This is a genomic window from Allobosea sp. CS1GBMeth4 (assembly GCF_900185715.1).
GTDB lineage: Bacteria > Pseudomonadota > Alphaproteobacteria > Rhizobiales > Beijerinckiaceae > Allobosea.
The window spans coordinates 23760-38097 of sequence record NZ_FYAS01000003.1 but is presented as its reverse complement, the minus strand read 5'-3'; the positions used below and the strand labels follow the sequence as shown (position 1 = coordinate 38097).

Here is a 14338-nt window from a genome sequence, read left to right as displayed (position 1 = left end):
CTGGGCGGCCGTCGGTCCGCGGCGCCGGCAGCCCGGGAGCGACGGCTTTCGGCGCTATGGCGGCCGGCCTCGCCGCTTTTCCGGCGGCTGTGGTTAATTCGCCGCGGTCCGGCTCCCGTCGTCACCGTGCCCTGACGCGCATCGGCATCCCGCCATCGGGGCGCAGGGTGATGCGCTGCACCGGCATCGGCGCCTCCGCGCCGGCATGATCGAAGCGCAGCCGCCGGAGCAGCGCGGCGAGCACGATCACCGCTTCGACCATCGCGAACTGCTGGCCGATGCAGACCCGCGGACCGGCACCGAACGGCAGATAGGCATAGCGCGGTATGCCCTCGCGCGCGCCGGGCAGGAAGCGCTCGGGCCGGAAGCGGTCGGGGGCTCGCCACAGGGTCTCGTGCCGGTGCAGGAGGTAGGGCGAGACGACCACCAGCGCGCCCTTCGGGATGAGGCAGCGGCCGGCCGCCAGGTCGTCGGCCAATGCGGTGCGCGACAGGGACGGGACCGGCGGGTAGAGGCGCATCGCTTCCTCGATCACGGCGCGGGTGAAGGCCAGGCGCTCGCCGGACAGGGCCGCGGCGGCGAGGTCGTCGCCGGTGGCATCGATCTCGGCCTCCAGCCGCTCGCGCACATCGGGCGTGAGCGCGATCAGGTACAGCGCCCAAGTCAGGGCGTTCGCCGTCGTCTCGTGGCCCGCACCGATGAAGGTGACGATGTTGGCGCCGATCTCGGCCTCGCTCAGCCCGGCTCCGGTCTCGGGATCGCGAGCCGCGAGCAGGGAATCGAGCAGATCCGGCTTGGGCCCGGGCCGGTGTCCACCGGCATGCAGCGCCAGCCGCTCCGCGATGATCGTCTTGACCTGCGCCTCGAAGAACGAGATCGCCGGGCGCGCCATCCAGCGGCCGATGCGCGGCAGCCAGGACGGCGCGCCGAGCACGTCGAGCGGATCGATCCGGCCCTGCGTCTCGAAATAGCGCGTCAGCGCCTTGCCGAACGCCTCGGCGCCGCCGGCGATCGCGTTCGAGAACATCGTCTCGGCCAGGATGTCGTAGGTCACCCGCGTCATGTCGGCGGCGATGTCGACGATGCGGCCGTCGCGCCGTCGCGACATGCGCTCGACGGTCCGCTCCGCCGGCCCGGTCATGCGCTCGGCCAGCGCCGCGACGGCGCGCGGCGTGAACAGCGGCGCCAGCGTCCGCCGCGCCCGTTTCCAGGCCTCGCCCTCCGCCGTCAGCAGGCCCTCGCCCAGGCCGGGCGCCAGGATGGTGCGCTGCAGGTCGTCCTTGCGATAATTCGCGGCGTTGTCGACCAGGACGTGCCGGACCGCGTCGGGGTCCGAGATGACGACGCCGTAGCCGAACAGCCCCTCGCCGGCGACGATCGGCTCGCGGAAATGGCGTGTCCGCCAGATCGTCAGCGGGTTGCGACGCAGCCGCAGGAGCAGCTCGAGACGGCCGAATTCGCGCTCCTCCGGCACGGGGGCCGGTGGGCGCAGCCGGCGGGCCTGCGCGGCCGACACGGCTCCATCCGCTGCGATCATGCGGGCCCTCCCTCGCGCAGGCGGCCGGACCGCCCGGTCGGAACCGCCTCTGACGGCGACAATCTCCCGCTGGTTTTGGGCATTCCGAAGGCGCAAGCCGCGTGCCATGTCGTCCTGCGATTGTTGCATTGCAGAAAACAATCCAATGCAATCTTGTGCAGTGCACAATAGATGCTACCTTAGGCATCCCAAGGAGCCATCGAGATGCCCGACTACAAGAATCCTCCCCCGCGCATCCTGCGCCCCCGCGTCGAGCTGCCGACCCTGGAAGAGGCGGTGACCGCGGCGCAGTGCATGAGCGATTCGCCCGAGCATCAGGCGGAGCTCGCCGCCCAGCTGATGGGCGTGCCGGTCGCCGAGGTCGTGCCGCTGATCCGCAAGGCGGCGCACCGCACCACCGTGACGACGCCGAACCGGTCCGTCGTCGTGGTCCGCCGGCCGAGCCGGACCTTCTCGCCCCGCCTTGCGGAGGCGATGCGGCGCTGACCGGCGCTGCCACGTCCTGATTCGCTGGAGCGCCGGGAGCCCGCAGGGGCTGCCGGCGCTTTGCTTCGCGCACGGCACGGAGGCGCCGGAGCGGAAGCGCTCAGCTCCCCGCGCCGATCTCATCGAGGATCGGGCAGTCCGGCCGCCTGTCGCCATGGCAATGGCTGGCGAGATGGCGCAGCGTCGTCGCCATCGCCTGCAGCGCCGCGGCCTTCTCCTCCAGCTCCGCCACATGCTTCAGCGCGAGCGCCTTGACATCGGCGCTCGCGCGGCTGCGGTCCCGCCATAGCGCCAGCAGCGCCCCCGTCTCCTCGACCGAGAAACCGAGGCTGCGGGCCCGGCGCACGAAGCGCAGCGTATGCACGTTCTGCTCGGCATAGACGCGGTAGCCCGATTGCGAGCGGGCCGGCGGCTCGATCAGCCCGATCTGCTCGTAATAGCGGATCATCTTGGCGCTGACGCCCGAGGCCTCGGCGGCTTGTCCGATGTTCATTCCGTCCTCCTTCAGGCGGTTGCCGGGGCTGCGTCCGGCGCGGGCGGCGCCGCGCCGCGCTCCGCCGCGAAGCGACGCAGCCGGAGCGCGTTCGCGAGCACGCTGACGCTGGAGAAGGCCATGGCGAAGCTGGCGAAGACCGGCGACATCAGCACGCCCCAGAGCGGATAGGCGAGCCCGGCCGCGACCGGGATCAGCAGCACGTTGTAGCCGAAGGCCCAGCCGAGATTCTGGCGGATGTTCGCCATCGTCGCCCTGGACAGGCCGATCGCCTCCGGCACATGGCGCAGATCGCCCGAGATCAGGACGATGTCGGCGCTCTCGATCGCTATGTCGGTGCCGGCGCCCATGGCGATGCCGATATCGGCCTGGGCCAGGGCAGGCGCGTCGTTGATGCCGTCGCCGACGAAGGCGACGCCGCCGCCACCCTGCTGCAGGCGCTTCACGATCGCGGCCTTGTCGGTCGGCAGCACCTCGGCCTCGACCGCTTCGATGCCGAGGCGGGCGGCGATCGCCTCGGCCGTGGCGCGGTTGTCGCCCGTCACCATGACGATGCGCAGGCCGAGCGCCCTGAGCGCGTCGAGCGCCGCCGGCGTGCCCGACTTGATCTGGTCGGCCACGACGACGAGGCCGGCCAGCCTGCCGTCGACCGCTATATAGAGCGGGCTGCCGCCGGCGCGGGCGAAGGCGGCGGCCGTCTCGGCCAGGGTGCCGACCGGAACCGCCCGCTCCGCCATCAGGCGGCCCGAGCCGACCGCAACGATGTGCCCGTCGACGCGCGCCGTGATGCCGAGCCCCGGCTCGGCGGTGAAGTCGGCGGCGGGCGCCAAAGCGAGGCCGCGCCGCCTGGCTTCCGCCACGATCGCTTCGGCGGAAGGGTGCTCTGAGGCGCTCTCGGCCGAGGCGGCGAGGCGCAGGGCCTCCTCTTCCGCGATGCCGTCCGCCGCGACGAGGTGCGTCACCTCGGGCCGGCCCCTGGTCAGCGTGCCGGTCTTGTCGAAGGCGACGGTCGTGATCTCGCTCAGCCCCTGCAGCGCAGCGCCCTGCCGGAAGAGGATGCCGAGCTCGGCGGCGCGCCCGGTGCCGACCATGATCGAGGTGGGCGTCGCCAGCCCCATGGCGCAGGGGCAGGCGACGATCAGCACCGCGACGGCATTGACCAGCGCATAGGTCAGTGCGGGCGAGGGGCCAATGGCGAGCCAGGCGGCGAAGGTCAGCGCCGCCGCGGCGATCACCGCCGGCACGAACCGGTTGGTGACGCGGTCGACCAGGGCCTGGATCGGTAGCTTGGCGCCCTGGGCCTGCTCGACCATGCGCAGGATCTGGGCGAGCAAGGTATCGGCGCCGACCTTCTCGGCCCGGAAGCGCAGCGCGCCGTTGCGGTTGATCGTGCCGCCGATCACGGCCGAGCCCACGCCCTTGTGGGCCGGGGCCGGCTCGCCCGTCACCATCGCCTCGTCGACATAGGAGGAGCCCTCGACGACCGCGCCGTCGACCGGGATCTTCTCGCCCGGCCGGACCAGCACGAGATCGCCGACGCGGACGTGCTCGATCGCGATCTCGTGCTCGACGCCGTCGCGCAGCACGCGGGCGAAGCGCGCCTGAAGCTGGACCAGCCGTCTGATCGCCTCGCTGGTCCTGCCCCTGGCGCGGGCTTCGAACCAGCGCCCGAGCAGGATCAGCGTGACGATCACGGCGCCCGTCTCGAAATAGGTATAGAGGGTGCCCTCCGGCAGCAGGTCGGGCGCGAAGGTCGCGACCACCGAATAGGCATAGGCGGCGCCGGCCCCGAGCATGACCAGCGCGTTCATGTCCGGTGCGCCGCGCAGCAGCGCCGGCCAGCCCTTCGCGAAGAAGCGCAGGCCGGGCCCGAACAGCACGATGGTCGCGAGCGCGAAGGCCGCGAGCTTCAGCGTGAAGGCGTCGGCGCGGCCGTGCAGCCAGTGGTGGAAGGCCTCGCTGAGATGCGGCCCCATTTCGAGCGCCATCAGCGGGAGGGTCGCCAGCGCCGCCACCACCACGGCGCGACCGAGCGCGCTCTGCTCCGCCCGGCGGCGCGTCGCCGCGGCATCGTCTCCGCCGCCCTGGCGCTGGCTGAAAGGGCTGGCCTTGTAGCCCGCGACGGCGACGGCCGCGATGAGCGCCGGCGTGATGTCACCGCCGAAGGCCCGGACGCTCGCCCGCTCGGTCGCGAGATTGACCTGGGCGTCCACGACGCCGGGAACGGCGCGCAGCGCCTTCTCGACGCGGCCGACGCAGGAGGCGCAGGTCATGTCGGAGATCGCCAGCGTGATCTCCGTCGCGGCGGGCTCGTAGCCGGCGGTGCGGATCGCTTCGGCGATCGCTTCGCTCCGCGCCCCGGCCAGCGTCACGCGCGCCTTGCCGGTCGCGAGGTTGACTTCGGCTCTGCGCACGCCCGTGACCGCGGCGATGGCCTTCTCGACCCGTCCGACGCAGGAGGCGCAGCTCATCCCGCCGACCGGGATGTCGATCACCCCGATTCCGGCTGCAAGCGCGTCGTGCTTCGCATGCATCGTCATGCGCGTACCTTCCTTCTCATGTCGGAAGATGGCTACACCTTCCCATGATAGGAAGGTCAAGCGGTCGTTTTCGCCTCGGCGCGCCGCTTGCGCCGGCCCCGGACGAGGCAGAAACCGGGTGTCGCGAGCCGGTGTCGCCGCGCTTCATCCCGCCGGCAGGAACGGCGGAGGACAAGGCCATGGCGACGGCGGCATCGCTTGCGGCGGAGGCGCGGACGATCGGCGAGCGCGTGCCTGCGCTCGACTGGGGGCGGATCTCGGCGGAGCTGGACGAATACGGCGTCGGCCTCACCGGGCCGCTGCTCGACGCCGGCAGCTGCGCGGCGCTGCGGGCGCTCTATGGCGAGCCCCGGCATTTCCGCAGCCGCATCGTCATGGCGCACCATGGCTTCGGGCGCGGCGAATACCAGTATTTCGCCTATCCCCTGCCAGAAGCCATCGCGGCGCTGCGCCCGCTGATCTATGCCCGGCTGGCCCCGATCGCCAATCGCTGGAATACGGCGCTCGGCATCGCCACGCGCTATCCGGACCGGCTCGAGGACTTCCTGGCTTCATGTCGCGCGCAGGGGCAGGAGCGGCCGACGCCGCTGCTGCTGAAATACGGCCCGGGGGACTACAACTGCCTGCACCAGGACCTTTACGGCGACCTGTTCTTCCCGTTCCAGATGGTGATCCTGCTCTCCGAGCCTGGCCGCGATTTCACCGGCGGCGAGTTCACCCTGGTCGAGCAGCGGCCGCGCATGCAGTCCCGGCCGGAGGTCGTGCCGCTGCGGCTGGGCGAAGCGGCGATCTTCGCCGTGCAGCACCGGCCCGTGCGCGGCGCGCGTGGCACCTATCGCGTCAATCTGCGCCATGGCGTCAGCCGCGTGCGCTCGGGCGAGCGCTATACCACCGGGCTGATCTTCCACGACGCGCGTTGAGAAAGCGGTGTCAGGGCTGGTCGAGCTTCAGGCTGCGCAGGATCGCACCGAGCGCCGGTTCGTCGACGAGGTCGGCGGCGTCGGCCTGGGCGAACCATTGGCAGCGACGCTGCTCCTTCTCCGGCCAGGTCGGCAGCTGTTCCTTCACCGCCAGAAGGTAGAGCCTGACCTTGCACAGCACGAAATCGCGCGTGCGCCTTTTCCAGTAGGTGTAGCGTCCGATCGGCTTCTTGCCGACCTCGCCGAGGAGGCCGGCTTCCTCCATCGCTTCGCGGGCGGCCGCCTCATGGCCCTTCAGCCCGCGGATCGGCCAGCCCTTCGGCACGATCCAGCGCTGCGTCTCGCGCGTCGTCACCAGCATGATCTCGGCGGTGCCGTCGGGTCGGTGACGGTACGGTATGGCACCGATCTGGACCTTGGGCTCCGCCGCGCGCTTGCTGGCCGCCTTCGCGGTCCTTGCCGATTTCCCCATGCTCCCTCCGGCGGCAGCATACGGTGATTCGGGCCGCGGCTCGCCAGGGAATTTTGTAGCCGGCAATATGATTTCACCGCAGGCCGGCCCCGGCCTGCGTGTCGTCGATCGGGGGAGCGTTGCCGAGCTGCCGGGGGCGGTCGATCCGCGGGCCGCTTCGGCCCTGCTCACATCTTCTTGCCGTCCTTGCCGAACTGCTTGAGGAAGGCGGTGAGGTCCTTGATCTCCTGCTCGTTCTTGATGCCGGCGAAGACCATCTTGGTGCCGGGGATCTTGGCCTTCGGGTCCTTGATGTACTCGGCGAAGGTCGCCTCGTCCCAGGTCAGGTTGGCGCCCTTGTTCGCGGCCGAATAGCTGTAGCCCTCGACCTCGCCGGTATGCCGGCCGAACAGGCCGTTGAGGTGCGGGCCGACCAGGTTCTTGGCGCCTTCGCCGATCTGGTGGCAGGCGCGGCACTTGTTCCACGAACGCTCCCCGGCGGCGACGTCCTGCGCCGCGGCGGGATGGGCCGCCGTCACGGCGAGGACAAACAGGGCGGCGCTGGCGATTGGTCTCATCGGGTCGTCCTTCTTCGATTTGGAGGCGTTCTGAGATAGCGCAGCCCGCTCCGTTGGACACGGGGCAGTTCGTCGCGGCCGCCGTCACAGGCCGCCGATCCACTCCGCCACATTGGCGGTGAACGCGTCCGGACGCGAGATCGGAAAGAAATGGCCGCCGGAATCGAGCAGCGTCTTGCGGGCGCCGGGCATCGCGGCCGCGAGCTCGTCCTGCAGGAAGGCCGGCACGATCATGTCGTCGCGCGCGCCGAGGATCAGCGCCGGCCGGTCGATCTCTCCGGCCCAGCCCGAGCCGTCGAAGGACCGCAGCGCATCGATGCGCTCGCGCACCACCTGCTTCGCCTCGGGCGTGTCCGGCGCGCCGGCGACCGCTCTCTCGTAGACGTTCCAATGCGCCTCGAGCCAGACGGGTGGATAAGCCATCAGCGCCGCGGTTGCGGCATAGGCGCGCGGGTGCTGGTCGAGGATGGCGAGACGGGTTTCGAACAGCGCGGACATGTAGCGGTTCTGCCTCAGCCAGCTGCCGCTCAGGATCAGCCCGTCGAGCCGTTCCGGCGCCTGGCGCGCCAGCGAAAGCCCGATGCAGCCGCCGGTCGAATGGCCGAGGATGGTGGCGCGCTCGATACCGGCCGCGTCGAGGACGGCGAGGCAGTCCTGGGCCAGCTGGTCGATCGTGCAGCGAGCCGTGCCGCGGCTGCTGGCGCCGATGCCGCGCTGGTCGAGGCGCAGCACGCGGAAGGAGCGCGCGAGCGTCGCGGCATTGTCGTCCCAGAAGGCGGCATTCCCCCCGAGCCCGCTCACCAGCAGCAGCGGCCGGCCCTGGCCCTGGGACAGGGCGCGCAGCACGGCCCCGTCGGGCAGCCTGGCCCTGAACTCGCCACCGGCCTCGGCCGGGGGGCCCGCCTCTGCGCCGTTCCCCTCTGGAGCACCGTGCTGCTGCCGTCGCGCCTGTGTCATGGCTGCGTATCCTCTTGCGCGGTAAGGCCTGCTCTCTGCCTGGAAGGGAGGATGGGATCGTCCGGCCGGCATTGGGTTGCCGCCCCGATCCGGAGCGGCCGGCCGCCATGCCGCCGCAGCCCCTGCGAGGGGCCAAACGGGGCGGTCCTGCTGGCGGCGCGTCCTGCCATGCCGAACCTCCCTTGCGTTTCCCTGCATGAACGATCGTGCCGGGGCAGCGGTATTGTCCAGCCGCCTTTCCTCATGGCGGCATTGGGTTGCGCGCAGATCGAAGGGGCGGAAGAGGCTTCAGCTATGCGCCGTTTGCATGGCGCTGACGGTTAGAGCCCGTGCCGATCAGCTTGCACCGCAAGCTGATCGGTAAAGCGGTCTCCAAGCTAAAAGTGAGAGACGGATTCACCGATCAGATTGAGTCGATCTGATCGGATCCCGCTCTAAAGGCAGTTGACCCAGAGCACGCGGGTGATGCCCTCGCCGCCATTGGCGAAGCGATGGGGGCGTGAGGACAGGAAGCGGAAACTGTCGCCCTCGCGCATCACCCAGCTCTCGGCCTCGACATTGAGCAGCATGGTGCCGCTGAGCACGAGGCCCGCCTCCTCGCCGCTATGGCTGTAGTGCTCGTCGCCCGTGCTGGCGCCGGGCTCCATTTCGACCAGGAACAGATTGAGCTTGGCGCCTTCGGCCTGCGGCGTCAGCAACTGCTTGCGGATGCCGGAGCGCCAGAGCTGCAGCTCGCCGCGATCGGCCTGCCGGACGATGGTCGCGGTCGGGTCGCTGCGCCGGGCGTCGGCCGGGAAGAGCTCGGAGATTGCGACGGCGAGCGCATCCGCAATGGCCGCGAGCACCCGCAGCGTCGGCGAGGACAGGCCGCGCTCGATCTGGCTGAGGAAGCCGATCGAGAGGCCGGTGCGGCTCGCCAGCTCCTCCAGCGACAGCCGGCGCGCGCGCCGGAGTTGGCGCAGCCGCGCCCCGATCTCGCGGTCGACATGCAGATGCGGCAGGTCGGCGGCAGGCAGGCTCATCGCAATTCCTTTTCTCCTAATTTCATGTGCATGAAAATCACTTGCCGGCAAGATCGTCCTATGCTCGTATCTTCATACTCATGAAAATATGGGCCGACGCCCTCACCGGGCGCACGGAAAAATGAGGGGACATTGCCATGGAACGCCGGACCTTTCTGACCTTGCTGGCCGGAGGCGCCGCTGCTGCGGCCATATCGCCGGCCGCCGCCCAGTCCGTCCTCAAGGTCGGCTCGACCCCGACCGGCATGCCGTTCACCTTCCTCGACACCAAGACCAACACGATCGAAGGCGTGATGGTCGACCTGATCAAGGCGATCGCCGCAGCCTCTGACTTCAAGGTCGAGGTCGAGGGCATGCAGTTCTCCACGCTGGTCGCCTCGCTGACCAGCAACAAGATCGATCTCATCTCTGCGGCGATGTACATCACCCCCGCCCGCAAGGAGGTGATCGATTTCTCCGACCCGATCTACACCTATGGCGAGGGTCTTCTGGTCCCGGCCTCCGACAAGAAGGATTATGTCTCCTTCGCCGACATGAAGGGGTACGCCGTCGGTGCGCAGATCGGCACCGCCTATGTCGACGCGCTGCAGAAGACCGGGCTGTTCTCGGAGGTGAAGCTCTACAAGACCTCGCCGGACATCCTCGCCGACGTCAATGCCGGGCGCATCCAGGCCGCTTTCGCCGATGCGCCGATCATGGCGTATACGCTCAAGCAGGGGCAGTTCCCGAACGTGCGCCTGGTCAAATCCTACAAGCCGACCATCACCGGCTCGGTCGGCATCGGCGTGCGCAAGAGCGATGGCGAATTGCTGAAGAAGGTCAATGCCGGCCTCGCCAAGGTCAGGGCGGACGGCACGCTCGACAAGATCCTGGCGAAATGGGGGCTGGAATAGGCGTCACCGCGACGCCCGATCGCCGCCCCGTCGCCCGACCGGCGGGGCGAAGCCGGCGCGTCTCCGCGATTCCCCGACCCATGCTGACCTCCGATGCAATCCTTCCTGCGTGATGCCGCCCAGTTCCTGCCGCTGCTGCTGCAGGGGCTGAAGTTCACTATTCTCGTGACGCTCGGCTCGCTGGCGCTCTCCACCGTGCTCGGCCTGGTCTGGGCCTTGATGCGCGTCTCGGGCGTGGCGTCGCTGATGCTGGTCGCCAAGCTCGTCGTCAACACGCTGCGCGGCATTCCGATCCTGGTGCAGCTCTTCTACATCTATTTCGTCTTCCCCGAGTTCGGCCTCGCGCTGAGCGCGCTGCAGGCCGCGATCCTCGGCCTCGGCATCGCCTATTCCGCCTATCAGGCCGAGAATTTCCGCGCCGGCATCGAGGCGATCGACCATGGCCAGGTCGAGGCGGCCCAATCGATCGGCATGGGCTGGTTCCTGATGATGCGCCGGGTGATCCTGCCCCAGGCGGTCAAGGTCGTCCTGCCGCCTTACGGCAACATCATGATCATGATGCTGAAGGATTCCTCGCAGGCCTCGACCATCACCGTGGCCGAGCTGACGCTGCAGGGCTCGCTGCTCGCCTCCTCGACCTTCAAGAACATGACCGTCTACACCCTGGTCGCGCTGCTCTATCTCTCGATGAGCCTGCCGCTGATCGCCTTCGTCGGCTGGCTCGAACGCCGCTTCGGCAAGGGAGCCAGGCGATGATCGACCTCTCCGGCGTCACCAAGAGCTTCGGCGCCCACCAGGTGCTGAAGGGGATCACGGCGAGCGTCCAGCGCGGCGAGGTCGTCTGCCTGATCGGCCCCTCCGGCTCCGGCAAGTCGACCATCCTGCGCTGCATCAACGGACTGGAATCCTATGATGGCGGCGCGATCACGATCGACGGCGTCAGGGTCGACCGCGCCGACCGCTCGATCGTCGGCATCCGTACCGCCATGGCCATGGTGTTCCAGCGCTTCAATCTGTTCCCGCACCGGACAGCGCTGGAAAACGTCGTCGAGGGGCCGATCCATGTGAAGAAGGAGCCGGCGGCGCAGGCGCTGGCGCGCGGGCGAGATCTGCTCGCCCGGGTCGGTCTCGCCGACAAGTTCGGAGCCTATCCGGCGCAGCTCTCCGGCGGCCAGATGCAGCGGGTCGCCATCGCCCGCGCGCTCGCCATGCAGCCCAAGGCGATCCTGTTCGACGAGCCGACCTCGGCGCTCGATCCGGAGCTGGTCGGCGAGGTGCTCGGCGTCATGAAGAGCCTGGCCGAGGAGGGCATGACGATGCTGGTCGTCACCCATGAGATGGGCTTCGCCCGCGAGGTCGCCGACCGCGTGCTCTTCCTCGACGGTGGCGTCATCGTCGAGGAGGGCGCCGCCCGCGAGGTCTTGAGCGCGCCGCGCAATCCGCGCACGCAGGATTTCCTGCGTCGCGTGCTCAAGCCGATCTGAAGGAGGTCGACATGGCAGAGCCGTTCCCGCTGCAGCCTTCGCTTTGGCATGCGACCGCCCCGGCGGCGCCGGACACGCCCCCGCTCGCCGGCGACGTCCGGGCCGATGTCTGCATCGTCGGCGCCGGCTATGCTGGCCTCTCGACGGCGCTGCATCTCGCCGAGGCCGGCGTCTCCGTCGTCGTGCTCGAGGCGCACGAACCGGGCTGGGGCGCCTCCGGCCGCAATGGCGGCCAGGTGATTCCCGGGATCAAGTTCGATCCGTCCGAGATCGTCGCGAAATTCGGGCCCGAGGCGGGCGAGGCGCTGGTCTCCTTCGTCGGTTCCACCGCCGATCTCGTCTTCGAGCTGATCGACAGGCACGGCATGGACGTGCCGCGTCGCCGCGCCGGCTGGATCCAGGGCGCGCATACGCCGGCCATGCTCGAGACGGTGAAGCGCCGGGCCGACGAATGGGGCATGCGCGGCGTCGCCGCCCGCTTCCTCGATGCCGATGCGGCGGGCCGCCTGCTCGGAACGGATCGCTATCTCGGCGGCTGGCTCGACCCGCGCGGCGGCGGCGTCCAGCCGCTCGCCTATGCGCGCGGCCTCGCCCGCGCGGCGCAGAAGGCCGGCGCGACGATCCACGGCAGGAGCCCGGCGACCAGCCTGCGCCGCGACGGCCGCAACTGGGTGGTGTGGACCGGGCAGGGGGCGAGCGTCACCGCCCCGCGCGTGGTCATCGCGACCAATGGCTATACCGGCGAGCTGATCCCGAAGCTGCGCCAGACGGTGATCCGGCCGAACTCCTTCATCGTCGCGACCGAGCCGCTCTCCGACAACCTCGCCGGCACGATCCTGCCCGAGGGGCAGGTCACCTCCGATACCCGCCAGCTCCTGCTCTACTTCCGCAAGGATCACACCAATCGCCTGCTGATGGGCGGCCGCGGCCCCTTCCGCGAGCCGCGCGACGCCGCCGACTGGGCTCATCTCGAGCGCGTCGTCGCCAAAATGTACCCGCAGGCCAGGGGCCTGCGCTTCGATCATCGCTGGTGCGGCCGCGTCGCGCTGACCCGCGATTTCCTGCCGCATCTGCACGAGCCGGAGCCGGGGCTGCTCGTCGACATCGGCTGCATGGGCCGCGGCGTCGGCCTGCAGACGGCGATGGGCCGGGCGATGGCGCAGTACCTCGCGACCGGCGACAAGGCGCGCCTGCCCTTCCCGGTGACGTCGATCGCGCCGCTGCCGCTGCACGCCCTCAACGAGCTCTATGTTTCGGCGATCATCGCCTGGTACCGCCTGACCGACGGCGGGATGAAGGACCGCGCCGCTTGACGCTCGCCCGTTCCTGACGCAGGGCGGGACGATGAGCATCGTCCTCGCCTGCGATCTCGGCGGCAGCTCCTTCCGCGCCGCCCTCGTCGATGACACCGGCGCCATCCGCGTCCAATGCGCCATTGCCGGGCCGCCGAGCCGCGACGATCGCTCGGGCGCTTCGGAGATCGAGCCGGAGGCCTGGTGGTCCTTGCTGGTCGAGGCCTGCGCCGGGCTGGCGGCGGAGGCGCCGGCGCTGTTCGATGCGGTCGAGGCTGTCGCGATCTGCGGCGTCACCCGCACGCAGATCTTTCTCGACAGGGACGGGCGTTCCCTGCGCCCGGCGATGACCTGGAAGGACACGCGCGCCGATGCATGCGCGGAGCGTCTGCGCGCGGCGCTCGACCCGGTCCATCCCGAGAGCGCCGCGATCAACGCCTTCCATCCGCTCGCGCGCCTGGCCTGGCTGCGCGAGCGGGAGCCGGAGGCCTTCGCGGCACTGGCCTGCCTGCTCGAGCCGAAGGACTATCTGAATTTCCGCCTGACCGGCCGGCTCGCGAGCGATCCGGTCTCGATGGCGCGGCTGCTGGCTGCGGCGGCCCCGCATGAAGGCAGGGACCAGCTGGCGGCTGTCGGCGTCTCCGGGGCGATTCTGCCCGAGATGCTGGAGCCTTGGGAACAGGTCGGCCCGGTCAAGCGTGGTTTGCCCGTCCCGCTCGACCGCCTTGCCGGCAGGCCGGTCTTCTGCGCCTCGAACGACACCTGGGCGGCGGTCGTCGGCCTCGGCGCCATGCGCGAGGGCTTCGCCTACAACATCTCCGGCACCACCGAGGTGCTCGGCCTCGTCGGCCGCGAGCCGGCGCGGGCGGAAGGGCTGCTGACCGTCGACTGGCGCGGCCTGTTCCAGCTCGGTGGTCCCAGCCAGACCGGCGCCGACACCGTCTCCTGGCTGCTGGCGCTGCTCGGGCGCGATACCGCTTCGGTCGGCCAGGAGATCGCTGCGCTGCTTCGCGGCCGGCGCCAGCCGCAGCCCTTGCTCTTCCTGCCCTATCTCCAGGGCGAGCGCGTGCCCTATTGGGATCCGTCCCTGCGCGGCGCGCTCGTCGGGCTGAACCGGCGGCATGGCCAGACCGATCTGGCATTCGCCGTGCTGGAAGGCGTCGCCTGCCTCAACCGGACCGTGCTGGAGCGGGCCGAAGCGGCGCTCGGCGGGGAAGCGACCGAGATTCGCTTCGGCGGCGGCGCGGCCACCAACCCGGTGTGGAGCCGGATCAAGGCGGATCTCTGCGGCCGGCCCGTCGTGGTCGCGACATCGAAGGAGCCGGGCCTGACCGGGGCGGCGATCGTCGCCTTCACCGGGCTCGGCCGCTTCGCCTCGCTCGCTGGAGCGCAGGAGGCGCTCGTCACGGTCGCGCGCCGGTTCGAGCCCGATCCGGCGCGCAAACCCGCCTATGACGCGCTGTTCGCCCTGTTCCGCCGGGCGGAAGCGGCCTTGGCCCCGGTCTCGCGCGATCTCGTCGCCGCTGCGCGGGAGGGGCAGGCTCTTGCCGCCCTCGCGCGCCATGCGTCTGCGGCCGCGGACCTGCACGCCGATTGACGTTGCGGCCGAGGCGCTCTGACCTTACCCAGATGGAACCAATCTCCAGAGAGAGGTCCATGCCGCCTTCCTGCCGCGTCGCCGCGCT

Annotated in this window: 14 protein-coding genes; 7 read left to right on the top strand and 7 right to left on the bottom strand. The window is 70.2% G+C overall.

What is annotated here, in order from left to right; translation table 11 throughout:
- Positions 1 to 121 precede the first annotated feature (121 nt).
- Positions 122 to 1537 (bottom strand): cytochrome P450, encoded by a 1416-nt coding sequence (locus CS1GBM4_RS01565; protein WP_186416924.1) that lies wholly within the window; start codon positions 1535 to 1537, stop codon positions 122 to 124.
- 204 nt (positions 1538 to 1741) lie between these two features.
- On the opposite strand from CS1GBM4_RS01565, the gene CS1GBM4_RS01560 reads away from it, so the two are divergent.
- Positions 1742 to 2023: a hypothetical protein gene (locus CS1GBM4_RS01560; RefSeq protein ID WP_186416923.1), complete on the top strand. Its 282-nt coding sequence runs from the start codon at positions 1742 to 1744 to the stop codon at positions 2021 to 2023.
- A 100-nt stretch (positions 2024 to 2123) separates the two neighbouring features.
- Here CS1GBM4_RS01560 and cueR read toward each other — a convergent pair whose 3' ends face one another.
- Complete coding sequence (cueR, locus tag CS1GBM4_RS01555; RefSeq protein WP_186416922.1) at positions 2124 to 2516, bottom strand: Cu(I)-responsive transcriptional regulator; 393 nt, start codon at positions 2514 to 2516, stop codon at positions 2124 to 2126.
- An 11-nt stretch (positions 2517 to 2527) separates the two neighbouring features.
- Entirely contained in the window at positions 2528 to 5056 is a 2529-nt protein-coding gene (locus CS1GBM4_RS01550) for a heavy metal translocating P-type ATPase (RefSeq protein WP_210201511.1), read from the bottom strand.
- A gap of 179 nt (positions 5057 to 5235) precedes the next feature.
- On the opposite strand from CS1GBM4_RS01550, the gene CS1GBM4_RS01545 reads away from it, so the two are divergent.
- Positions 5236 to 5976 (top strand): 2OG-Fe(II) oxygenase, encoded by a 741-nt coding sequence (locus tag CS1GBM4_RS01545; protein WP_186416921.1) that lies wholly within the window; start codon positions 5236 to 5238, stop codon positions 5974 to 5976.
- A 10-nt stretch (positions 5977 to 5986) separates the two neighbouring features.
- On the opposite strand, the gene CS1GBM4_RS01540 is transcribed toward CS1GBM4_RS01545, so the two are convergent.
- The 4 genes from CS1GBM4_RS01540 to CS1GBM4_RS01525 all read right to left on the bottom strand — a co-directional run bounded on the left by CS1GBM4_RS01540 (position 5987) and on the right by CS1GBM4_RS01525 (position 8984).
- Positions 5987 to 6448 carry an NUDIX hydrolase gene (locus tag CS1GBM4_RS01540; protein ID WP_186416920.1) on the bottom strand — a complete coding sequence of 154 codons (462 nt, stop codon included), beginning with the start codon at positions 6446 to 6448 and terminating at the stop codon, positions 5987 to 5989.
- A gap of 167 nt (positions 6449 to 6615) precedes the next feature.
- Positions 6616 to 7005 (bottom strand): cytochrome c family protein, encoded by a 390-nt coding sequence (locus tag CS1GBM4_RS01535; protein ID WP_186416919.1) that lies wholly within the window; start codon positions 7003 to 7005, stop codon positions 6616 to 6618.
- A gap of 84 nt (positions 7006 to 7089) precedes the next feature.
- Positions 7090 to 7962, bottom strand: a complete 873-nt coding sequence (locus tag CS1GBM4_RS01530) for an alpha/beta fold hydrolase (protein WP_186416918.1) — start codon at positions 7960 to 7962, stop codon at positions 7090 to 7092.
- A gap of 434 nt (positions 7963 to 8396) precedes the next feature.
- A complete protein-coding gene (locus CS1GBM4_RS01525) occupies positions 8397 to 8984 on the bottom strand; it encodes a cupin domain-containing protein (RefSeq protein WP_186416917.1) in 588 nt (195 codons plus the stop codon).
- Between the two features lie 137 nt (positions 8985 to 9121).
- Between CS1GBM4_RS01525 and CS1GBM4_RS01520 the strand changes: the two genes are divergently transcribed.
- The 5 genes from CS1GBM4_RS01520 (at position 9122) to CS1GBM4_RS01500 (ending at position 14250) form a co-directional block, all read left to right on the top strand.
- Positions 9122 to 9877 (top strand): ABC transporter substrate-binding protein, encoded by a 756-nt coding sequence (locus tag CS1GBM4_RS01520; RefSeq protein ID WP_186416916.1) that lies wholly within the window; start codon positions 9122 to 9124, stop codon positions 9875 to 9877.
- Between the two features lie 93 nt (positions 9878 to 9970).
- Positions 9971 to 10633 carry an amino acid ABC transporter permease gene (locus CS1GBM4_RS01515; protein ID WP_186416915.1) on the top strand — a complete coding sequence of 221 codons (663 nt, stop codon included), beginning with the start codon at positions 9971 to 9973 and terminating at the stop codon, positions 10631 to 10633.
- Positions 10630 to 11361 carry an amino acid ABC transporter ATP-binding protein gene (locus tag CS1GBM4_RS01510; RefSeq protein WP_186416914.1) on the top strand — a complete coding sequence of 244 codons (732 nt, stop codon included), beginning with the start codon at positions 10630 to 10632 and terminating at the stop codon, positions 11359 to 11361. Before CS1GBM4_RS01515 ends, CS1GBM4_RS01510 begins: the two co-directional genes overlap by 4 nt.
- Before the next feature lie 11 nt (positions 11362 to 11372).
- The gene (locus CS1GBM4_RS01505) at positions 11373 to 12674 is read left to right on the top strand and encodes an FAD-binding oxidoreductase (protein ID WP_186416913.1); all 1302 of its coding nucleotides are present in this window, start codon (positions 11373 to 11375) and stop codon (positions 12672 to 12674) included.
- 31 nt (positions 12675 to 12705) lie between these two features.
- Positions 12706 to 14250, top strand: a complete 1545-nt coding sequence (locus CS1GBM4_RS01500) for an FGGY-family carbohydrate kinase (RefSeq protein ID WP_186416912.1) — start codon at positions 12706 to 12708, stop codon at positions 14248 to 14250.
- Positions 14251 to 14338 lie beyond the last annotated feature (88 nt).